General features: G+C 74.4%; 18 protein-coding genes and 1 pseudogene. 12 read left to right on the forward strand and 7 right to left on the reverse strand.

The genetic code is table 11. The features are described from left to right. The first annotated feature begins 23 nt into the window (after positions 1-23). The 7 genes from GA0070604_RS22920 to GA0070604_RS22950 all read left to right on the forward strand — a co-directional run bounded on the left by GA0070604_RS22920 (position 24) and on the right by GA0070604_RS22950 (position 6314). Positions 24-860: a TetR/AcrR family transcriptional regulator C-terminal domain-containing protein gene (locus GA0070604_RS22920; protein WP_244162051.1), complete on the forward strand. Its 837-nt coding sequence runs from the start codon at positions 24-26 to the stop codon at positions 858-860. 5 nt (positions 861-865) lie between these two features. Further along, complete coding sequence (locus GA0070604_RS22925) at positions 866-1375, forward strand: YbaK/EbsC family protein (protein WP_091127346.1); 510 nt, start codon at positions 866-868, stop codon at positions 1373-1375. Further along, positions 1372-2127 carry a monooxygenase gene (locus GA0070604_RS22930; RefSeq protein WP_091122346.1) on the forward strand — a complete coding sequence of 252 codons (756 nt, stop codon included), beginning with the start codon at positions 1372-1374 and terminating at the stop codon, positions 2125-2127. Before GA0070604_RS22925 ends, GA0070604_RS22930 begins: the two co-directional genes overlap by 4 nt. Then, on the forward strand, positions 2124-2702 hold the full coding sequence (locus GA0070604_RS22935) for a GNAT family N-acetyltransferase (RefSeq protein ID WP_091122349.1): 579 nt from the start codon (positions 2124-2126) through the stop codon (positions 2700-2702). The genes GA0070604_RS22930 and GA0070604_RS22935 overlap by 4 nt, the downstream gene beginning before the upstream one ends. After that, positions 2699-3610, forward strand: coding sequence for a carotenoid biosynthesis protein (locus GA0070604_RS22940; RefSeq protein WP_091122353.1), 912 nt, complete (start codon positions 2699-2701; stop codon positions 3608-3610). Before GA0070604_RS22935 ends, GA0070604_RS22940 begins: the two co-directional genes overlap by 4 nt. A 76-nt stretch (positions 3611-3686) precedes the next feature. Then, a complete protein-coding gene (locus GA0070604_RS22945; RefSeq protein WP_091122356.1) occupies positions 3687-4814 on the forward strand; it encodes a glycosyltransferase family 2 protein in 1128 nt (375 codons plus the stop codon). Positions 4815-4826: 12 nt separating this feature from the next. Beyond that, complete coding sequence (locus GA0070604_RS22950) at positions 4827-6314, forward strand: phytoene desaturase family protein (RefSeq protein ID WP_091122360.1); 1488 nt, start codon at positions 4827-4829, stop codon at positions 6312-6314. A gap of 70 nt (positions 6315-6384) precedes the next feature. Here the strand turns inward: GA0070604_RS22950 and GA0070604_RS22955 are convergent, their stop codons facing one another. Together GA0070604_RS22955 and metF are read right to left on the reverse strand one after the other, a co-directional pair. Then, on the reverse strand, positions 6385-7074 hold the full coding sequence (locus GA0070604_RS22955; protein ID WP_091122363.1) for a CDP-alcohol phosphatidyltransferase family protein: 690 nt from the start codon (positions 7072-7074) through the stop codon (positions 6385-6387). A 45-nt stretch (positions 7075-7119) separates the two neighbouring features. Then, a pseudogene (gene metF, locus GA0070604_RS22960) lies at positions 7120-8036 on the reverse strand (methylenetetrahydrofolate reductase [NAD(P)H]). A 227-nt stretch (positions 8037-8263) separates the two neighbouring features. Between metF and GA0070604_RS22965 the strand changes: the two are divergent. Both GA0070604_RS22965 and GA0070604_RS22970 read left to right on the forward strand, forming a co-directional pair. After that, complete coding sequence (locus GA0070604_RS22965) at positions 8264-9661, forward strand: helix-turn-helix domain-containing protein (protein ID WP_091122366.1); 1398 nt, start codon at positions 8264-8266, stop codon at positions 9659-9661. 9 nt (positions 9662-9670) lie between these two features. Beyond that, on the forward strand, positions 9671-10753 hold the full coding sequence (locus tag GA0070604_RS22970; RefSeq protein WP_091122369.1) for a polyprenyl synthetase family protein: 1083 nt from the start codon (positions 9671-9673) through the stop codon (positions 10751-10753). 118 nt (positions 10754-10871) lie between these two features. Here the strand turns inward: GA0070604_RS22970 and GA0070604_RS22975 are convergent, their stop codons facing one another. After that, positions 10872-11261: an Rv2175c family DNA-binding protein gene (locus GA0070604_RS22975; protein ID WP_091122372.1), complete on the reverse strand. Its 390-nt coding sequence runs from the start codon at positions 11259-11261 to the stop codon at positions 10872-10874. A gap of 163 nt (positions 11262-11424) precedes the next feature. Between GA0070604_RS22975 and pknB the strand changes: the two genes are divergently transcribed. Next, positions 11425-13404 carry a Stk1 family PASTA domain-containing Ser/Thr kinase gene (gene pknB, locus GA0070604_RS22980; protein WP_091122374.1) on the forward strand — a complete coding sequence of 660 codons (1980 nt, stop codon included), beginning with the start codon at positions 11425-11427 and terminating at the stop codon, positions 13402-13404. Continuing rightward, positions 13401-14279 (forward strand): deoxyribonuclease IV, encoded by an 879-nt coding sequence (locus tag GA0070604_RS22985; RefSeq protein ID WP_244162052.1) that lies wholly within the window; start codon positions 13401-13403, stop codon positions 14277-14279. Before pknB ends, GA0070604_RS22985 begins: the two co-directional genes overlap by 4 nt. A 102-nt stretch (positions 14280-14381) precedes the next feature. On the opposite strand, the gene GA0070604_RS22990 is transcribed toward GA0070604_RS22985, so the two are convergent. From GA0070604_RS22990 to GA0070604_RS23005, 4 genes are all read right to left on the reverse strand, one after another. Then, the gene (locus GA0070604_RS22990) at positions 14382-15401 is read right to left on the reverse strand and encodes a threonine aldolase family protein (protein WP_091127348.1); all 1020 of its coding nucleotides are present in this window, start codon (positions 15399-15401) and stop codon (positions 14382-14384) included. 236 nt (positions 15402-15637) lie between these two features. Then, positions 15638-17044, reverse strand: a complete 1407-nt coding sequence (locus tag GA0070604_RS22995) for a class II 3-deoxy-7-phosphoheptulonate synthase (protein ID WP_091122376.1) — start codon at positions 17042-17044, stop codon at positions 15638-15640. 111 nt (positions 17045-17155) lie between these two features. Next, positions 17156-17653, reverse strand: coding sequence for a hypothetical protein (locus tag GA0070604_RS23000; RefSeq protein ID WP_091122379.1), 498 nt, complete (start codon positions 17651-17653; stop codon positions 17156-17158). Between the two features lie 310 nt (positions 17654-17963). After that, a complete protein-coding gene (locus tag GA0070604_RS23005) occupies positions 17964-19592 on the reverse strand; it encodes a glycosyl hydrolase family 18 protein (protein WP_091122383.1) in 1629 nt (542 codons plus the stop codon). A gap of 143 nt (positions 19593-19735) precedes the next feature. Here GA0070604_RS23005 and GA0070604_RS23010 point away from each other — a divergent pair, with 143 nt between their 5' ends. After that, entirely contained in the window at positions 19736-20224 is a 489-nt protein-coding gene (locus GA0070604_RS23010; protein ID WP_091122386.1) for a glutathione peroxidase, read from the forward strand. Positions 20225-20276: the final 52 nt, after the last annotated feature.

Genomic DNA, 20276 nt, shown 5'->3' on the forward strand with positions numbered 1-20276 from the left:
GTTTCGGCCCGGAGACAAGCGGGGTGATCGTGGAGACCGGTGACGCGGACCAGCGGCGGCTGTACGAGCTGTTGTGGAACCCGCCCGGCGGGCCCCGGCGCGGGCCCCGCCCCACCCTGACGCTGGCCGCGATCGCCCGGGCCGGCATCACCATCGCCGACACCGACGGGCTCGACGGGCTGACCATGCAGCGGGTGGCCGAGTCGCTGGACGTCACCAAGATGGCGCTGTACCGGTACGTGCCCGGCAAGGCCGAGCTGGTCGCGCTGATGCTGGAGGCGGCGATGGGGGAACCACCCCCACCGCCGCAGGGCACCGACTGGCGCGGCCAGCTCGACGACTGGGCCCGGCAGTTGTTCGACCGGTTCCGCCGCCACCCGTGGGCCCACACGGCGACCATCGGTCCCCGGATTCCCGGCCCCAACGAGCTGGCCTGGCTGGAACGGGTCGTCACCGCCCTCGCCGGCACCGGGCTGACCGGCGACGAACAGCTCGACGTCGCGGTGCTGCTGGTCGGGCACGCCCGCAACCTGGCCCAGCACACGGCGTCCCCCACCGGCGCCCCGGGACCCACCCAGGAGGCCGGCTTCGCCGCGCTGCTCCGAGGCCGGGAGGAGCGCTTCCCGGCGCTCACCGCCGCCCTGCGCTCGGCCCGACACGACAGCGACCAGGCCCTCGACTTCGGCCTCGCCCGCATCCTCGACGGCATCCAGGCCCTCATCACCGCCCGCGCCGCCGGCCCCCACCCCGTCGATCAGGAAGTTGTTGCCGCGACACGCCGGGGACGAGGGCGACAGCTTCATGATCGACGTACGGAGGGTGGGCCGGACCGGCGGGACGAGGCGGGGCAGGGAGAATGAGCGGCATGCAGTCACAGCCAGACACGCAGGCGGTACACCCGAACGTGCGGGCGGTGCAACAGGCGCTCGACGACGCGGGCGCACAGGACGGCTCCGGCGCGGCGAGCCGGGTCCGCCTGCTGCCCGATGCGGTGCACACCGCCGCCGCGGCGGCCGAGGCGCTCGGCGTCGGCGTGGGCGCCATCGCCAACTCGCTCATCTTCGACGCCGACGACGCGCCGCTGCTGGTGCTCACCTCCGGCGCACACCGGGTGGACACCGCCGGCCTGGCCGCCTCCCTCGGGATCACCCGCCTGCGCCGGGCCACCCCGGAGTTCGTCAAGCGGCACACCGGCCAGGTGATCGGCGGGGTCGCCCCGGTCGGCCACCCCGAGCCGCTGCGCACCGTGGTCGACACCGCGCTGCGGGCGTACGACGAGGTGTGGGCGGCCGGCGGGGTGCCCCGGGCGGTCTTCCCCACCACGTACGCGGAGCTGCTGCGGATCACCGCCGGCACCCCGACAGAGGTGGCGTGAGCGAGCGCACCACCAAGCTCAGCGACCTGCCCGGACTCGTCACGCTGCACGTGTGGCGGATCCCCCGCCCGGCCGTCCCCCGGGCGCTGGCCCGGATGGCGGCGCATCCGTCGCGGCTGCGGCGGACCCCCGGCGTACGGTTCGCCAAGCTGCTCGGCACCGGGACGGGCACCGGCTTCGGCCCCGGCGACGCCGACCTGACCCGGTGGGCCGCCCTGGTCGTCTGGGACTCCCCCGCCGTGGCGGCCGGCTTCGACGCCTCTCCGGTCGGCCGCTCCTGGGCCCGGATCGCCCGCTCCGCCGTACGGGTGGAGCTGCGCCCGCTGACCAGCCGGGGCGAGTGGTCCGGCCAGCGGCCGTTCGGCGAGCCGTCCGGCGGCCCGGGCACCGGTCCGGTCCTGGCGCTGACCCGGGCCCGGCTGCGGCCCCGTCGGGCGGTCACCTTCTGGCGGGCCGTCCCACCGGTGGCCGCCGCCCTGCCCGGCGCGCCGGGGCTGCTCGCCCGGTTCGGCGTCGGCGAGGCCCCGCTCGGCTGGCAGGGCACGGTGACCGTGTGGCGGGACGCGGCGGACCTGGTCGCGTTCGCGTACCGTCACCCGGAGCACCGCGCCGCGATCACGCGCACCACCACCGAGGGCTGGTACGCGGAGGAACTGTTCGCGCGGTTCGCGGTGTGCGACGTGGTCGGCGACCTCGCGGTGTTGGGATGGGCCGCCGAGGGCGACCCGCAATCGGTGAGAGGACACGCATGAGGCTGGTGCGGTGGACGCCGGACGACCTGGTCCGGCGGCTCGACGACGTGGTGGCCGTCTACGGCGAGGCGATGGGCTACCGCGCCGACCTGTTGGAGGCCCGGCGCGGCTACATCGCCACCCACGTCCGCCGTCCCGGCTTCCGCGCCGTGGCCAGCCTCACCAGCGAGGGGCACCTGGCCGGCTTCGGGTACGGCTACCTCGGCGCCGCCGGGCAGTGGTGGCACGACCAGGTGCACCGGGCGCTGGGCACGGAGGCCCGGCGGCGTTGGCTGACCCACTCCTTCGAGGTGGTGGAGTTGCACGTCCGCCCACCCGCGCAGGGGCACGGCCTCGGCGCCGGCCAGCTCCGCGCCCTGCTCACCATGGCGGAGGGGGCCACCGCGCTGCTCTCCACACCGGAGGCCGACGAGCAGCGGTCCCGGGCCTGGCGGCTGTACCGCCGGTTCGGCTTCGTCGACCTCCTGCGCGACTTCTACTTCCCCGGCGACGAGCGGCCGTTCGGGGTGCTCGGCCGGGACCTGCCGCTGCCGCCACCGGACCCCGGCGTCGCACCGGGCGCGGCCACGCCGTGAGCCGCGGCCGGCTGCTCTGGGCGCTGCTGGCCGTCCTGGTCCTCGCCCAGATCTGCTACCCGCTCACCACCGGCGCCACCCGGGCCGGGCTGACCATGGCCACCGTCGTGCTCGGGTACCTGCTCTCCGTCGGCCACGCGCTGCTCAGCCGGGGTACGCGTACCGCGGTCGCGCTGGTCGTGGTGGCCACCGGCGGCGGGTTCGCCGTCGAGGCGCTCGGGGTGGCCACCGGCTTCCCGTTCGGCGGCTACGGCTACTCCGGCGAGCTGGGCCCGAAGCTGGTCGGAGTGCCGCTGATCATCCCCCTGGCGTGGACCTGGATGGCCTGGCCGGCCTGGCTCACCGCGGTCCGGATCACCGGCTCCCCGGCGCCGGGCTGGAGCTGTCGAAGCGCCGGGCGGATCGCGCTGGCCGCGGTCGGGCTGGCCACCTGGGACCTCTTCCTCGACCCGCAGATGGTGGCCGAGGGCTACTGGATGTGGCGGGACGCCACCCCGGCCCTGCCCGGGCTGCCCGGCGTCCCGGCCAGCAACTACCTCGGCTGGCTGCTCTTCGCGGTGCTGCTGGCGGCGGCGCTGCGCCCGCTGGCCGGACCGGCCGCCGACCGCACCGACCGGCGGGACGCGCCGATGTTCGCGCTCTACCTGTGGACGTACGCCGCCAGCGTGCTGGCGCACGCGGTCTTCCTGCGGCTGCCGGCCTCGGCGGTCTGGGGCGGGATCGGCATGGCGCTGGCCGCCGTGCCGCTGGCGGTGGCGCTGCTGCGCGGCCGACGACCGGCGGCAGGTGATCCCGGCAGCCCGCCCCGGCGCCGACACGCCGGCATGAGCGAGCGCCAGCGAGCGAATCATCGACACAGCGCATCGGTGCCTCATGACGTCGCCGACCGCAGGGAGGTGACGGCATGAGCGAGCGTCAGCGAGCGAATCATCGACACAGTGCATCGGTGCCTCATGACGTCACCGACCGCAGGGAGGTGACGGCATGAGTGCTGCTGTCGCCCTGGCCGTCGCGGTCGCCGCGCTCACCGCCCACACCTGGGTGAACAGCACCCGCTGGCTGCGCCGCCCCGCCGCCGGCCCGGTCGAGGTGACCGAGGCGGTGGCGGTGCTGCTGCCGCTGCGCGACGAGGCCCACCGGGTGACACCGTGCCTGCGCGCGCTGCTCGCCCAACGGGGCGTACCGGACCTGCGGATCGTGGTGCTCGACGACGGCTCGACCGACGGCACCGCCGACGTGGTCCGCGCGGTGGCCGGCGACGACCCCCGGGTAACCCTGCTCACCGGGGTCGCCCCGCCGCCCGGCTGGCTCGGCAAGCCGTACGCCTGCTGGCAGCTCGCCACCCGGGCCCACCCGGCCCCGACCGTGCTGGCCTTCGTCGACGCCGACGTGGTGCTCACCCCGTACGCCGTCGCGGCGGCCGTGACCGAGCTGCGCGCGGCGGGGGCCACGCTGCTGTCGCCGTACCCCCGGATCGTGGTGCGGACGGCGGCCGACCGCCTGGTGCAGCCGCTGCTGCAGTGGCTGTGGCTGACCTTCCTGCCGCTGCGCGCGATGGAACGCTCGCCGCGGCCGTCCCTGGCGGCGGCGGGCGGGCAGTTCCTGGTGGTCGACCGGGCCGGTTACCGGCGGGCCGGCGGGCACGCGGCGGTGGCCGGCAAGGTCCTGGAGGACATCGAGCTGGCCCGGGCGGTGAAGCGGGCCGGCGGCCGGATCGCCCTGGCCGACGGCTCCCGGCTGGCCGCCTGCCGGATGTACGACGGCTGGCCGCAGCTGCGCGACGGCTACACCAAGTCGCTGTGGGCCTCGTTCGGCCACCCGGCCGCCGCGGCCCTGGTGGTGGCCCTGCTGCTGCTGCTCTTCACCGCGCCCCCGCTGGTCGCCGCCGCGGCCCTGGTCGCGGGCGCGCCGACGGTGGCCGGGGTGGCGTTCCTGGCCTACCTCCTGGGCGTCGCCGGGCGGATGGTCAGTGCCCGAGCCACTGGCGGACGGGCCTGGCCCGACGCGCTGGGCCACCCCGTGTCGGTCGTGGTCCTCGGTTGGCTGACGTTCCGGTCGTACCATCTGCGGAAGCGACGCCGGCTCGCCTGGCGGGGTCGCCCGGTCAGCTAGGAGGGGCGCGGCATGGCGCGGATCGTGGTCATCGGCGCCGGCGTCGGCGGGCTGGCCACCGCCGCCCGGCTGGCGGTCACCGGGCACGAGGTCACCGTCTTCGAGCGGGCCGACACGGTCGGCGGCAAGCTCGGCCGGCACGTCCACGACACCCCCGAGGGCACGTACCACTTCGACACCGGGCCGAGCCTGATCACCCTGCCGCAGGTCCTCCACGACCTGTTCGAGGCGACCGGGGCGAAACTCGACGAGTACCTCGACCTGGTGCCGCTGGACCCGATCGTCCGGCACGTCTTCCCCGGCGGCGGCCCCACCCTCGACTCCTGCGCCGACCCGGCCGAGTTCGCCGCCCGGATCGGCACGGCGTTCGGCGACCGGGCCGCCGCCGACTGGCAGCGGCTCTGGCGGCGGGCCGCCCGGGTCTGGGCGGCGTCGCACCGCGACGTCCTGCGCCGCCCGATCGACTCCCCCCGCGACCTGGCCACGCTGGCCTGGCGGCTCGGCGACCTGGCCGCGATCGCCCCCGGCCGTACCCTGCGTGGCCTCGGCCGCCGCGAGCTGTCCGACCCCCGGCTGCGGATGCTGCTCGACCGGTACGCCACCTACACCGGCGCCGACCCGCGCCGCGCGCCGGCCGCGCTGGTCGCCGTCCCGTACGCCGAACTGGCGTACGGCGGCTGGTACCTGCGCGGCGGGCTGGCCACCCTCGCCGACGCGCTGCTGTCCCGTTGCCTCGACCTCGGCGTGACGGTACGGACCGACACCACGGTCACCCGGATCGACGCCGCCGGCGGCCGGGTGCACGGGGTACGTCTCGCCGGGGCCGCCGCCCCGGTCCCCGCAGACGTGGTGGTGGCCAACGTGGACGCGCTCACCCTCTACCGGGACCTGCTGCCCACCCCGCGCCGGCTGGCCGGGCTCACCGACCGCAGCCTGGCCGGCTTCGTGCTGCTGCTCGGCGTACGCGGCGACTCCGGGCTGGCGCACCACACCGTCTTCTTCCCCGACAACAACGATGCCGAGTTCGACGCGGTCTTCGGCGACCCGGGGCGGGGGATGCGCGCCCGGCCGGCCCTCGACCCGACGGTCTTCGTCACCGTGGCCGCCGACCCGGCAGTCCGCCCGGACGGGCACGAGGCGTGGTTCGTACTGGTCAACGCCGCCCGCCACGGCACCGCCGCCGGCGCGGTCGACTGGCGCCGGCCGGGGCTGGCCGAGGCGTACGCCGACCGGATCCTCGACGTGCTCGCCGAACGGGGCGTGGACGTCCGGGACCGGCTGGTGTTCCGCGAGACCCGTACGCCGGCCGACCTGGACGCGGCGACCGGCGCGCCCGGCGGGGCGATCTACGGCACGGCGGGCGGGCTGCTCCGCCCGGCCAACCGGGGCCCGGCGGCCGGGTTGTGGCTGGTCGGCGGCTCCAGCCACCCCGGCGGCGGCCTTCCCATGGTCGCCCTCTCCGCGGAGATCGTCGCCGACGAGATCGGCCCGGCTTGGTAAGGAGGGGCCCCTTCTTAACGCCTGCGGTAGAGAGGGGCTCCCTTCTCACCACCGTGCAGGTGCGGGGCGGTCAGCCGGCGTTGAGGAGGGTGCGACGGACGGTGGAGATGAGTTGGCCGAGGCCGAAACCGGCCAGCAGCACCCAGACCGTGGCAGCCATGGTGATGGTGCCGGCGATCACGTCGGTGTCGATCAGACCGGTGAGCCCGGCGACCAGCAGCCCGACCAGGGCCACGCAGACCCGGGTGGGCCGTTCCCCCACGGTCACCGTGCCGATCTCGCGCATGCCGGCGGCGACCGCCCGGGCCCGCACGTACTCGTGCAGCCAGGACAGGCCGCCGGCCGCGACGACCACCGCGCCCGGTGCGCCGAGCAGCCAGAACGCGACCAGCCAGGCGGCCTCGCCGAGCCGGTCGGCGATCGAGTCGTAGACGTAGCCGAGCCGGGTGGTGCGGTTGGTGGCCACCGCCACCGCCCCGTCGACGCTGTCCGCCACCGCGGCCAGCAGCACGAACAGCGCGCCGAGAAACGGCCCGTCGGTCGGCCGCCCGACCAGCAGCGGCACGCAGACGCAGAGCAGCACCCCGAACACGGTCACCGGGGTCGGGCCGACCCGGAGCCGGCCCAGGACGTAACCCACGTGGTAGGAGAAGCGCAGCCAGGCGCGGACCACCGGCGCGGCGGCCCGGGGATCGAACCCGCCGTGCAACCGCGCCCAGGCGGTCGCGTACTGGTCCCAGTTCAACTGTGTGCCCACCACGGGATCAACCGTAGAAGGGCGGACCGGGTGTCGTGGGCCGGCCGGTCACACCCGCGCGTCGGCCCGCAGGTGCTGCCAGACCTCGCGGGTGGCGGTGGACCGGTTGAGGGTGATGAAGTGGATGCCGGGCACCCCCTCGTCCAGCAGTCGCGCGCACATCTCGCTGGCCTGCTCGATGCCGAGCCGGCGGACCGCCTCCGGGTCGTCGGCGACCTTCTCGAACCGCGCGGCCAGGGCCGGCGGGAAGGGCGCCCCGGAAAGCTGCACGGACCGCTCGATGGTGCTCATCTGGGCCACCGGCATCACGCCGGCCAGGATCGGGGTGTCGCAGCCGGCGGCCGCCACCCGGTCCCGTAGCCGCAGGTAGTCCTCGGCGTCGAAGAACATCTGGGTGATCGCGAACGCGGCGCCCGCCCGGCACTTGCGGACGAAGTGCTCCGTGTCGCTGGCCACGTCGGGCGAGCGCGGGTGCTTGTAGGGAAGGCGGCCACCCCGACGCTGAAGTCGCCGGCATCGCGGACCAGCCGGACCAGCTCCTCGGCGTACCGCACGCCCTCCGGGTGCCGGATCCACTCGCCGCCCGGGTTGCCCGGCGGGTCACCCCGCACCGCCAGCACGTTGCGGACGCCGACGGAGGCCAGCCGGCCGATGACGTTACGCAGCTCGGCGACCGAGTGGTTGACCGCGGTCAGGTGCGCCATCGGCAGCAGGGTGGTCTCGGTGGCGATCCGCTCGGTCACCGCGACCGTGGTGTCCCGGGTCGAGCCGCCCGCGCCGTAGGTGATCGAGACGAACGAGGGGCGCAGCGACTCCAGCTCGCGGATGGCCTGCCAGAGCAGGCGCTCCCCACGGGGCGTCTTGGGCGGGAAGAACTCGAACGAGAAGGTCGGCCGGCCGTCACGGATCAGCTCCCCGATGGCCGGCTGCGGGTTGGGGAGGACCGAGGGAAGACCGAGCGCCACGGATCGACTCTAACCGGTACGCCACGTCGTACCCGAGATCTTCCCAGCCTGCGAGCACGGGCGCACGGAGCGTCGTACCCCCGGGGTAGAAACGGGGGCAGCGCGGTGGGGCCGGTCGAGGGCCGGCCCGGGGGTCCGCGCGGGGGTCAGCACGATCGGCGGCGCGCCGGTCCGGCACTGCCGGGCGTCCGCGCCGTCGCCCCGCGCCGACGCCCTCCGGAGGACCGATGACCCCGATCCCACCAGCCGACCCGCGCCCGCTCGGACCGCTCCTCGCCGAGTTGCGGTCCGCGCGCGGCTGGAGCCAGCAGCGGGTCGCCGCCGAGCTCTGCGCCGCCTCGGGTGTGCCGACGCTGACCCGGCACGAGGTCTCCCGGTGGGAGCGGCAGCGCCGGCTCCCCGGCGACTTCTGGACCGGCTGGCTCGCGACGGTCCTCGGGGTGCCGGGTGAGCTGCTCGCCGAGGCCGCGGCGCACACCCGGCGGCTGGGCGTCGTGCCGGCCGTGGTCGACCGGGCCGGTTCCCGCTCGCGGGTGGCCCTGCTCACCCTCGCGTACCGCTGGGCGGCCGACCCGTCCGGCGCCTCGCTGGGCGGTCCGCTCGCCGCCCGTACCCCCGGGGCGCCGGGCCGGTCGGCGGGCCCGGCCATCCCCGGCATCCCCGAGGTGGCCGAGCTGCGGCGCTGGGACGACCTGCTGGGTGGGGCCGACCTGGCCGGGCACGGCACCCACCGGCTACGCCGCGCGGCCCGGGAGTACACCGTCGCCGGGCCGACCGGCCGTCGCCGGCTGCTGCCGGCGCTGGCCGAGTCGGCGCAGCTCGCCGGCTGGCTCGCCGCCGACGCCGGAGACCTGGCCGGTGGCCTGGACGCCTACCGGCTGGCGCTGCGCGCGGCGGTGGCCGCCGCCGACCCGGGGCTCGCCGGGCACGTGCTCGGGTCGGCCAGCCACCTGCTGGCCGGCGTCGGGGACGCGCCGGGCGCGCTGGCCCTGGCCCGGATCGGGTACGCCGGCTGCCGCGGCGCGGCCTCCCCCGGCCTGCGGGCGCTGCTGCTGCACCGGGTGGCGCTCGCCGCCGCGCTCGCCGGGCGGTCGCGCGCCGCCCGGCAGGCGCTGGACGCCGCCGAGCGGACCGGGGGGCCCGGGCCGGGCCGGGAGCCGCCCTGGCTGTACTGGCTCGACGCGGCCGAGCTGGCGGCGATGACCGGCCGTGCCCTGGTCGCGGTGGGCCGCCCCGGGCCCGCCGTGCCGCTGCTGACGCCCGTCACGGGCGGTCGGGGCGGGCCGCGCCGGGCGGCGGTCTACGGCGGCTGGCTGGCCCGGGCCCACCTCCAGCTCGGCGAGGTGACAGCGGCCTGCGCGGTGGCCGGCGAGGCGCTGCTCGACGCCGTCCGGTCCGGCTCGCCACGGGCGGTCGGCCAGCTCGTCGAGGTACGCCATCGGCTGGCCACGCACCGCGACGAGCCGGCGGCCCGCCGGTACGCCGACCAGCTCGCCGCCGCCCGCCCGTACCTGCCGTGCGGGGCGGCGGACGGGCCCGACGCGGTGCGCTCACGGCGGCCCGGCGTCACCCGCCGCACGGCACACCGACATGCCGGGACGACGCGGTCGACGGGGACCGGCTAGCGTCGTGGCGTGACCGACGCTGCTCCCGTATCCCCCGTCGACCGCGCCGGCCTGCGTCAGCGGATCGACAAGGCCCTCACCGAGTTCCTCGCCGGCCAGCGCGGCTGGCTGGCCGCCGTCGACGACGGCCTCGTCCCGGTCGCCGAGGCGATCGAGGCGTTCGTGCTGAGGGGCGGGAAGCGGCTGCGGCCGGCGTTCGCCTACTGGGGCTACCGGGGCGCCGGCGGGCTCGACTCCGACCACCTGGTCGCGGCCCTCGCCGCGCTGGAGTTCGTGCAGGCCAGCGCCCTGATCCACGACGATCTGATGGACCGCTCGGACACTCGGCGCGGCGAGCCTTCGGTGCACCGGAGCTTCGCGTCCCGGCACCGCGCGGCCGGTTGGGGCGGCGACCCGGACGGGTTCGGCGACGCGGCGGCGATCCTCCTCGGCGACCTCTGCCTGGTCTGGTCGGACGAGCTGCTGCACTCCGCCGGCCTCGACCCGCGTACGGTGGCCCGGGCCCGCCCGGTCTTCGACGAGATGCGCACCGAGGTGACCGTCGGGCAGTACCTCGACGTGCTGACCCAGGTCACCGGGGACACCTCCCGGGAACGGGCCGGCAAGGTGGCCCGCTACAAGTCGGCGAAATACACGGTCGAGCGGCCGCTGCTGCTGGGCGCCGCGCTGGCCGACGCCCCGGCCGAGGTGCACGCGGCGTACTCGGCGTACGGGCTGCCGCTGGGCGAGGCGTTCCAGCTCCGCGACGACGTGCTGGGCGTCTTCGGCGACCCGGAGCGCACCGGCAAGCCCGCCGGCGACGACCTGCGCGAGGGCAAGCGGACGTACCTGGTGGCGACCGCCCTGGAGGGGGTCGACGACGCCGGCCGGGAGCTGCTGCTCGGCGGGCTCGGCGACCCGGGGCTGGACACCGCCGGGGTGACCCGGCTGCGCGAGTTGATCACGGCCAGCGGGGCGCTGGAACGCACCGAACGGCGAATCGCGACCCTGACCGAGAGCGCGCTGGCCGCCCTCACCACGGTCGACCTGGACACCGAGGCCCGTCAGGCCCTGGTCGACCTGGCCATCGCCGCCACCCGCCGCACCGACTGACCCGCCCGCCGCCACGCTCGCCCCCGCCCGAGCCGTTGATCATGTTGTTGTCGCGCCGCTGATCGGCGGGTCGCGACAACAACATCATGATCAACGAGCGGAGCGGGGGCAGGGTGGGTCAGAAGCCGAGGGCCTGGGCTCGGCGTTTGACCTCGCGGGCCTGGTCGGTGGCGAGGGCGGCGGCGGGGGTGCCGGGGAGGGTGGGGTCCTCCTCGTAGAGCCAGCGCAGCGCCTCCTCGTCGTCATAGCCGGCGTCGGCGAGCAGGTTGAGCACGCCGGGCAGATGCTTGAGCACGGTGTGGTTGGCCACCATCTCGGCCGGGACGCGGCGGACACCGTCACGGCGTACCGCGATCAGCTCCCGGTCCCGGATCATCTGGTGCACCTTGCTGATCGACAGGTCGAGACGCTCGGCCACGTCGGGCAGGGTCAGCCAACCGGCCGGGTCGGCCGGTCCGGGCAGGTCGACGCCGGCGGTGGCCGCGTCGGCGGGTACGGAATCGGTCACCCGAACACCCTGCCACGTGCCGGAGCGGCCCGGGCACCGGTACCCCCGGCCGGGCACCTCCGGACCCGGCGGCGCCGCCCTGCCGCGCGACGAGACGGGTGTCGGACCCCGGCTGTAGCATCCTGTTCAACCCTCACCCCATGGACACATAGACTGCCTGCCGATGGACACACAGGTCGCCGACACGTTGCTGGGCTCGCTGATCGACGGGCGCTACCGCATTCGCGGTCGCGTGGCCCGTGGCGGCATGGCGACCGTGTACACCGCCACCGACGAGCGCCTGGAGCGCACCGTGGCGGTCAAGATCATTCACCCGACCCAGGCGGCCGAGGCCCGCTCCCGAACGGCCGGCTTCGTCGAGCGGTTCACCGACGAGGCGAAGACCATCGCCCGGCTGACCCACCCCAACGTGGTGGCGGTCTACGACCAGGGCACCCACGGCGGGCTCCCCTACCTGGTGATGGAGTACGTCCGGGGCCGCACCCTGCGCGACGTCCTCGCCGAGCGGCGCCGGCTCAACCCGGACGAGGCCCTCGCGATCGCCGAGCAGATGCTCGCCGCGATCGCCGCCGCCCACCGGGCCGGCCTGGTGCACCGCGACGTCAAGCCGGAGAACGTGCTGGTCGCCGAGGCACCCACCGGCGGCACCTTCAACCTGGTGGACTGCGTGGTCAAGGTGGCCGACTTCGGGCTGGCCCGCGCGGTCGAGGCGAGCGCCGAGGACGAGAACGGCACCCAGCTCATGGCCACCGTGGCGTACGTGGCTCCGGAGCTGGTCACCGAGGGCCACGCCGACCCGCGCACCGACGTCTACTCCGCCGGCATCGTGCTGTTCGAGATGCTCACCGGCCGGGTGCCGTACGACGGCGCCCGCCCGGTGGACGTGGCATGGCAGCACGTCGACCGGGACGTACCGGCCCCGTCGACCCTGGTCCCGAGCCTGCCGAAGGTCCTCGACGACCTGGTCTGCCGGGCCACCCGGCGGGATCCGGGCGCCCGGCCCGCCGACGCGGGTGCGCTGTTGACCGAGGTGCAGGTGGCCCGGGACGGCCTGGGCAACCCCAACTCGCACACCACCGTGCTGCGGAGGGTGACCGACGAGACCGCCCCGGTGGCCCAGCCCACCATGGTGGTGGCGGCGGTCCGCCCCACCGAGCGTCCCTCCTGGGCCCGGCTACCCGAGGGGGGCGGGCAACGTCCGCACCGCCGGGCCGCCCCCGCGGACGACCGGGGTGGCGGGCTGGCCGAGCTGCGTACCCGGCTGATGGGCTCCCCGCGCGGCCGCCTGGCGGTGGCCGCGGTGGTCGTGGTGCTCGGCCTGGTCGCCGCGGTCGGCGGCTGGTGGTTCGGGGTGGGGCGCTACACCGTCACCCCGCAGCTGGTGAGCCTGACCAAGGCAGACGCGGAGGGGCAGGCCGCCCGGAGCGGCTTCACCCTGAAGTACACCGACTCCCGCTATGACGAGAAGGTGCCGAAGGACAGCGTGCTGAGGCAGGACCCGGCCGCCACGGCCCGGATCGTCAAGGGCGGCACCATCACCCTGACCCTGTCGCTCGGCCCGGAGCAACTCCCGGTGCCGGACGTGGTGGGCAAGGAGTTCGAGGTGGCGCAGGCCGAGCTGACCGGCGCCAAGCTGGTGGTGGTCAAGGGCACGGCCAAGTACGACGACGAGTTGCCCGCCGGGGTGGTGGTGACCACCGACCCGAAGGTGGGCACAGTGGTCAAGCCGGGCACGAAGGTGACCGTGATCCTGAGCAAGGGCCGCGCCCCGATCTCCGTACCGAACCTGGTGGGCAAGAACCTCAACGAGGCCCGGAACATCCTCGCCCAGCTCGGGTTGACGCCGGTGGAGTCGTACAAGGACTCGGACAAGCCGAGGGACGAGATCCTCGGCCAGAGCCCGGCCGACGGCACCGGGGTGGAGAAGGGCGCCCAGGTCAAGCTGGAGGTCAGCAAGGGGCCGCCGCAGGTGCCCGTCCCCCGGGTGATCGACATGCCCTGTCAGGAGGCCAAGCAGGTGCTGGAGAGCCAGGGCTTCCCGGCCAACATCCAGTTCAACCCCAACGGGGTGGTCCGCTTCCAGAACCCGGGCGAGAACACCCCGGTGCCGCCGGGCACCCCGGTCACCCTGACGTGCCTGTGAACGCGAGGAGCGAGCCGGTCCTGCGGCGGCGGGTCGGCTCGCACACCCCCACCTCGGGTGGCCTGGCGAAGGCGGCGCTGCCATACGTCGACGCCGCGGCGTCCGAGGTGGTGCAGGTCTACGTCTCGAACTCCCGGGGCTGGGCCCTGCCGGCGGGGAACCCCACCCAGGACGCGCTGTTCCGGAGCGGCTGCGCCGAGCGCGGGGTGCCGGTGTTCATCCACGCCTCGCTGCTGGTGAACCTCGGCTCGCCCACGCCGGCCACGGTCGAGCGGTCGGCGCAGACCCTGGCGCACGCGCTGCGCCGGGGCCGGGCGATCGGCGCCGAGGCGGTGGTGTTCCACGCGGGCAGCGCGGTGGACGCGGGGCACGCCGAGACGGCGATGCGGCAGGTACGCGAGGCCCTGCTGCCGCTGCTCGACGAGGCGGCAGCCGTCGAGGGGCCGATGCTGCTGGTCGAGCCGAGCGCCGGGGGCGGCCGGTCGCTGGCCTCCCGGGTGGAGCACCTGGGCCCGTACCTCGACACGGTGGACCGCCACCCGATGCTGGGCGTCTGTTTCGACACCTGCCACGCCTGGGCCGCCGGGCACGACCTGGCCGTCGAGGGTGGGATGACGGCCACGCTGGACGCCCTCGTCGCCGCCGTCGGCGCCGACCGGTTGAAGCTGGTGCACGCGAACGACTCGAAGGACCTGTGCGGTTCCACCCGGGACCGGCACGAGAACATCGGCAAGGGCAACATCGGGGAGGCGCCGTTCGCCGAGCTGATGCGCCACCCGGCCACCGCGGGCGTACCGGTCCTGGTGGAGACCCCGACGGAGGCCCACGCCGGCCACGCCGCCGACATAGCCACCCTCAAACGCCTCCACCCCTGACCACCCACCCGTGGGCGCGGCGCTCAGGCGGGCGTTGATCAAGAAGTTTGCGTCCGCCGGAGCGCGGATTCCGACGCAAACTCCTTGATCAACAAGGGCGGGTCAGGCGCGGAGGATTCCGGCGATGGCCTCGGCGGCACGGTCGACGGCCGCCTCCGACACGTCCAGGTGGGTGACCAGGCGCGCGGTACGGGGGCCGAGCACCGAGATCAGCACGCCCGCCGCCCGGGCCGCGGTCGCGAGGGCCTTCGCGTCGAGCGGGTGCTTGGTCAGGTCGAGCGGCACGATGTTGGTCCGCACCGGGGTGGCGAGCACCCCGTACGGGGCGACGGCCTCGGCCAGCCGGGCCGCCTTGGCGTGGTCCTCGGCGAGCCGCTCGACGTGGTGGGCGAGGGCGTACCGGCCGGCGGCGGCGAGGATGCCGACCTGTCGCATGCCGCCGCCCATCCGCTTGCGGACCCACCGAGCCCGGTCGATCTTCTCGGCGCTGCCCAGGACCAGCGAGCCGACCGGCGCGCCGAGGCCCTTGGAGAGGCAGACGGACATGGTGTCGAAAAGCGCGCCGTAATCCGCCAGCGGCACCCCGTCGGCGACGTGTGCGTGCCAGATCCGGGCACCGTCGCAGTGCAGGGCGAGCGCGTGCTCGTCGGCAACCCGGCGCAGCTCGCGCAGGGTGGCGAGGGGAATCACCCCGCCGCCGCCCCGGTTGTGGGTCTGCTCGACGGCGATCGCCCGGGTCGGCACCGCGAAGTAGCCGTCGGGCCGGACCATCCCGGCCACCACGTCCGGGTCGAGCTGCGCGCCGACCGCCGGCCAGGTCCGGGACGAGATTCCCCCGTACGCGGCGGCCGCGCCGATCTCGTACGTGACGACGTGCGCGTCGGCGTCGCAGAGCAGTTCCTCGCCGGGCGGTACGACGAGCTGGAGAGCGATCTGGTTGGCCATCGACCCGCTCGGGGCGAACAGCGCGGCCTCGTGCCCGAAGCGGGCGGCGACCTCGGCCTCCAGCGCGGCGACGGTCGGGTCCTCGCCGTACACGTCGTCGCCGACCTCGGCGGTCGCCATCGCCTCCCGCATCCCGACGGTCGGCCGGGTCACGGTGTCCGAACGGAGATCGATCAGGTTGTCAGCCACTGTTGTCCCTTCGGCCGCCGACTGCGGGGCTCGCAAGCTCACTCCTCGCGTCAGCCACTGTCGTCCTTTCGGCCGCCGACTGCGGGGCTCGCAAGCTCACTCCTCGCGTCAGCCACTGTCGTCCTTTCGGCTGCCGACTGCGGGGCTCGCAAGCTCACTCCTCGCGTCAGCCACTGTCGTCCTTTCGGCCGCCGACTGCGGGGCTCGCAAGCTCACTCCTCGCGTCAGCCACGGAGCATCTCCGCCACCAGGAAAGCCAGTTCCAGCGACTGCTGCGTGTTCAGTCGCGGGTCACAGGCGGTCTCGTACCGATCCGGCAGGTCGAGGTCCTCGATGCCCTGGGCGCCGCCGAGGCACTCGGTGACGTCCTCGCCGGTCAGCTCGACGTGCAGGCCGCCCGGGTGGGTCTCCAGGCCACGGTGCACCTCGAAGTAGCCGAGCACCTCGTCGACGATCCGGTCGAAGTGCCGGGTCTTGTAGCCGTTCGAGGACTCGTGGGTGTTGCCGTGCATCGGGTCGCACTGCCAGACCACCTTGGCGCCGGCCGCGGTGACCTTGGCGACGATCGGGGGCAGGACGTCGCGGACCCGGTGGTTGCCCATCCGGCTGATCAGGGTGAGCCGGCCGGGGATGTTGTCCGGGTTGAGCTTCTCGCACAGCTCGATGGCCTCGTCCGGGGTGGTGGTCGGGCCGAGCTTCACGCCGATGGGGTTGGCGATCCGGGAGATGTAGTCGATGTGCGCGCCGTCGAGTTGCCGGGTGCGCTCGCCGATCCAGAGGAAGTGCCCGGAGAGGCCGTACGCCCGGTTGTCGGAGATCCGGGTGAGCGCCCGGTCGTACTCCAGCGCGAGGGCCTCGTGGGAGCAGTAGAGGGTGACCGTCCGCAACGCCTCGTCGTCGGTCATCCCACAGGCCCGGATGAACGCGAGGGCTCGGTCGATCTCCCGGGCGATCTCCTCGTAGCGCTCGCCGAACGGCGACTGCCGAACGAAGTCCTTGTTCCAGTCGTGCACCGCGTGCAGGTCGGCCAGCCCGCCGGCCAGATAGGCGCGGAGCATGTTCATCGCGGCGGCCGAGTTGGCGTACGCCCGGATCATGCGCTGCGGGTCGGCGACCCGCGCCTCCGGCGTCGCCTCCAGCGAGTTGATCATGTCACCGCGGTACGCGGGGAGACCCCGCGCGTCGGTCGGCAGCGAGCGGGGCTTGGTGTACTGGCCGGCGACCCGGGCCACCTTCACCACCGGCAGCGAGGCGCCGTAGGTCAGCACGATCGCCATCTGGAGCAGGGTGCGGGCGTTGGCCAGCAGGTGGCTCTCGGTGTTGTCGGCGAAGGTCTCCGCGCAGTCGCCGCCCTGGAGCAGGAACGCCTTGCCCTCGCAGACCAGCGCCAGGCGCCGCCGGAGCTGGTCGACCTCGTACGGCGCGACCACCGAGGGCACCTTGTCGAGCACCTTGCAGACCTGAGCGACCTGGGCCGGGTCCGGCCAGGGCGGGGTCTGAACGCGGGGCAGCTCCCGCCAGCGGTCCAGGCCGAAGGCCGCGTCCTCAGCGGAGTCGGCGGTCGGCCGGCTGGTCTGCAGGCTCGGGCTGCCCACCGCGGGGTGACTCAGTTGATGCCACTCATGGCGCATGACAGAAAGCGTACGGCGACCGCGGTGGCGGCCCACCGCCGAGGGGCACGGTTCCGGTGGTTGGGAGATCGCCCACACTCCCGCCCGGCGCGAGTTCCGCCCGGCGCCGGGTCAGGGGGTGGTGTCGGGATCCGGGGTGTTGCCACCCGGCGCCTCGGCCGAGATGCACCAGTCGGCGCCACTGCGGGTGACCGTGAACAGCAGCGGCCGGGTGGCCTTGCGGGATCCGACGGCGACCGTGACGCTGGTGCTGACCTCCTGGCCGTTCGGGCCGGAGCGGACGTCGGTGATGGTCGCCTGCGGCACGGTGAAGTGGTCGGCAAAGTCGCCGTTGGGACCGGTCGCGGCGGCGTCGAAGGCGGTCTGGGCGGGCGCGCAGAGCTGGCTACGACCCGCGTCGGTGTCCTTGGCGGCCATCGCGTCGAGGTACGCCTGCACCCGCTCGCGGCTCTTGGCCGCCGCTTCCTCGGCCGGTGCCCGCCGCGCGTCGCTGGACGCGGCTCCCCCGGCGGTGTCGTCGTCGCCGCCGAAGCCGCAGCCGGTCAGGACGGCCGGCAGGAGCGCGAGCAGGGCGGCAGCGGCCGCCGTTCTCGGGTGCGTCAGGCCCATCGGTCTCTCCCATCGGCGCGGGCGTCGAGACATGCCGAGCGGCGAGTCTGTCACATCGGCCGGCGACCTCGACGCGGAGCCCGGACGGTCGTGGTGGTCGGCCCGCCCATCCTCGCCTCCGCCGGCCCGTCCGCCCGGGCGGGCACGCGGCGCCGGCCCGGGACCGGGCGCACTTCAGCCGGGCGGTCCGGTCCGCGTACGGGCTGCCGCCCAGGGAACACCGCGAGCGCGGCCCGCGGGGCTGAGCAGCGGGCGGGGAGGGGCCGGTGCGGCCCCTCCCCGCCGGGTGGGTGGTGCGTCGGCCCTCGGCTCAGCCGAGACCGCCCTTGATGGCGCCGATCAGCTCGCCGTTGCTGGTGTCACCGGAGAGCTCCCAGAAGAACGCGCCACCGAGGCCCTGGTTCTTCGCGTACGTCATCTTTCCGCCGATGGTGGATGGGGTGTCGTAGCTCCACCAGTTGCTGCCGCACTTGGCGTACGCGGTGCCGGCCACGGTGCCGGTGGCGGGGCAGGTGTTCTTGAGCACCTTGTAGTCCTCGATGCCCTGCTCGTACGTGCCGGGCGCCGGGCCGGTGGCGGTGCCGCCCGGGGCGGACTGGGTGACCCCGGTCCAGCCGCGGCCGTAGAAGCCGATGCCGAGCAGCAACTTGTCCGACGGGATGCCCTTGGACTTGAGCTTCTGGATCGCCGCGTCCGACCAGAAGCCCTGCTGCGGGATACCGGTGTACGAGGTGAGCGGCGAGTGCGGCGCGGTCGGGCCCTGGGCCGCCCAGGCGCCGAAGAAGTCGTACGTCATCGGCATCAGCCAGTTGAGCTGCGGTGCGGCGCCCGCGTAGTCGGCCGCGTCGATCTTGCCGCCGGCGCTGCCGTCCGCGGTGATCGCCGCGGTGATCAGGAAGCTGGAGCCGAACTTGCTGCGCAGCGCGCTGATCACGTTCTTGAAGGCGTTCGGGCCACTGCTGTCGCATTGCAGGCCGCAGGCGTTCGGGTACTCCCAGTCGATGTCGATGCCGTCGAAAACGTCCGCCCAGCGCGGGTCCTTGATCAGTGAGTAGCAGGAGTCCGCGAACGCGGCCGGGTTCTGCGCGGCCTGGGTGAAGCCGGCCGACCAGGTCCAGCCGCCGAACGACCAGAGCACCTTCAGGTTCGGGTACATCCTCTTGAGCTTGCGGAGCTGGTTGAAGCTGCCGCGCAGCGGCTGGTCCCAGGTGTCGGCGACGCCGTCCACGCTGTCCGCCGCGGTGTACGCCTTGTCGTAGTCGGCGTAGCTGTCACCGATGCTGCACCGGCCACCACTGGTGTTGCCGAAGGCGTACAGGATGTGGGTGAGCTTCGCCGCGGACCCGCTGGTGTGGATGTTCTTGACGTGGTAGTTGCGGGCATAGACGCCCCACTCGGCGAAGTAGCCGACCACCTTCTTGCCCCCGGCCGGCGGCGGGGTCGTGGGCGGCGGGGTGGTCGGGGGCGGAGTGGTCGGCGGGGCCGTGGTGGGCGGGGTCGTCGTCGGCGGGGCGGTGGTGGGCGGCGGGGTGCTGCCGCCGGAGCAGGAGGCGCCGTTGACGGTGCAGTTCACCGGCCCCTGGTACGCCCCGGTGCCGTTGTAGCCCCAGCTGAAGCTGGCACCGGGCGCGAGCGGGCCGGCCCAGCTCTTCTTCACCGCGACGTAGTGGTTGCCGCTGCTGGTGACGTCGGCGTCCCAGAAGGTGCCGATGGTCGTGCCCGCGGGCAGGTCGAACTCGATGCGCCAGGTGTCCACGCTGGCGCTGGTGCCGTTGGTGACGGTCACCCTCGTCTCGTGGCCGGTCCCCCAGTCCTGCACCTTGGCGAAGGTGGCGGTCACGCTGCCCGCGGCGGACGCGGTCGCCATCGGTACCGCCGCGACCACCAGTGTGAAGACGGCACCGGTGGCCCAGAGGGCCTGGCGGAGCGATCTCTTCATATGGCGCCTCCCAACAGTTAGGAAACTTTCCTAATTGATTGCTGAGACGCTACTCACGCCGTCATCACTTCGTCAAGATGCAGATGCATCGATTTGTTGGTGGCTGGCACCGGCGCGCCCGTCAGGGCGCGTAGCCTCGCCCCATGAGCGTTTTCGACGTACGGATCGATGCCCTCTCCGGTGGCCCGGCCGACCTCGGGCGGTACCGCGGCCGCGCCCTGCTGGTGGTCAACGTGGCCTCCCGGTGCGGCCTGACCCCCCAGTACGCCGGCCTCCAGGCTCTCGCCGACTCCTACGCCGGCCGGGGCCTGACCGTGCTCGGGGTGCCGTGCAACCAGTTCGCCGGCCAGGAGCCGGGCACGGCCGCCGAGATCGAGGAGTTCTGCCAGGTCAACTACGGCGTGACGTTCCCGCTGACGGAGAAGGTCGACGTCAACGGCCCGAACCGGCACCCGCTCTACGCCGAGCTGGTGTCCACTCCGGACGACGAGGGACACACCGGCGACGTGCGGTGGAACTTCGAAAAGTTCCTGGTCGCGCCGGACGGCACGGTGGCCGGACGGTTCGCCCCGCAGGTGACGCCGGACTCCCCCGAACTGCGCGCCGCGATCGAGAAGGTGCTGCCGGCCTGACCCTCAGGATCCACCCTGGTTGACGAAAAGAGTGGCTATTCCACATGGAATA

The sequence above is a fragment of the Micromonospora eburnea genome (genome assembly GCF_900090225.1).
GTDB classification, from domain to species: Bacteria; Actinomycetota; Actinomycetes; order Mycobacteriales; family Micromonosporaceae; genus Micromonospora; species Micromonospora eburnea.

What these genes read in the sequence shown, in the direction of transcription:
- GA0070604_RS22925 (WP_091127346.1), top strand. Translation starts at nt 866, where the DNA reads ATGCAGTCACAGCCAGACACGCAGGCGGTACACCCGAACGTGCGGGCG.
- GA0070604_RS23005 (WP_091122383.1), bottom strand. Translation starts at nt 19,592, where the DNA reads ATGAAGAGATCGCTCCGCCAGGCCCTCTGGGCCACCGGTGCCGTCTTC.
- pknB (WP_091122374.1), top strand. Translation starts at nt 11,425, where the DNA reads ATGGACACACAGGTCGCCGACACGTTGCTGGGCTCGCTGATCGACGGG.
- GA0070604_RS22935 (WP_091122349.1), top strand. Translation starts at nt 2,124, where the DNA reads ATGAGGCTGGTGCGGTGGACGCCGGACGACCTGGTCCGGCGGCTCGAC.
- GA0070604_RS22995 (WP_091122376.1), bottom strand. Translation starts at nt 17,044, where the DNA reads ATGCGCCATGAGTGGCATCAACTGAGTCACCCCGCGGTGGGCAGCCCG.
- GA0070604_RS22950 (WP_091122360.1), top strand. Translation starts at nt 4,827, where the DNA reads ATGGCGCGGATCGTGGTCATCGGCGCCGGCGTCGGCGGGCTGGCCACC.
- GA0070604_RS22945 (WP_091122356.1), top strand. Translation starts at nt 3,687, where the DNA reads ATGAGTGCTGCTGTCGCCCTGGCCGTCGCGGTCGCCGCGCTCACCGCC.
- GA0070604_RS23000 (WP_091122379.1), bottom strand. Translation starts at nt 17,653, where the DNA reads ATGGGCCTGACGCACCCGAGAACGGCGGCCGCTGCCGCCCTGCTCGCG.
- GA0070604_RS22965 (WP_091122366.1), top strand. Translation starts at nt 8,264, where the DNA reads ATGACCCCGATCCCACCAGCCGACCCGCGCCCGCTCGGACCGCTCCTC.
- GA0070604_RS23010 (WP_091122386.1), top strand. Translation starts at nt 19,736, where the DNA reads ATGAGCGTTTTCGACGTACGGATCGATGCCCTCTCCGGTGGCCCGGCC.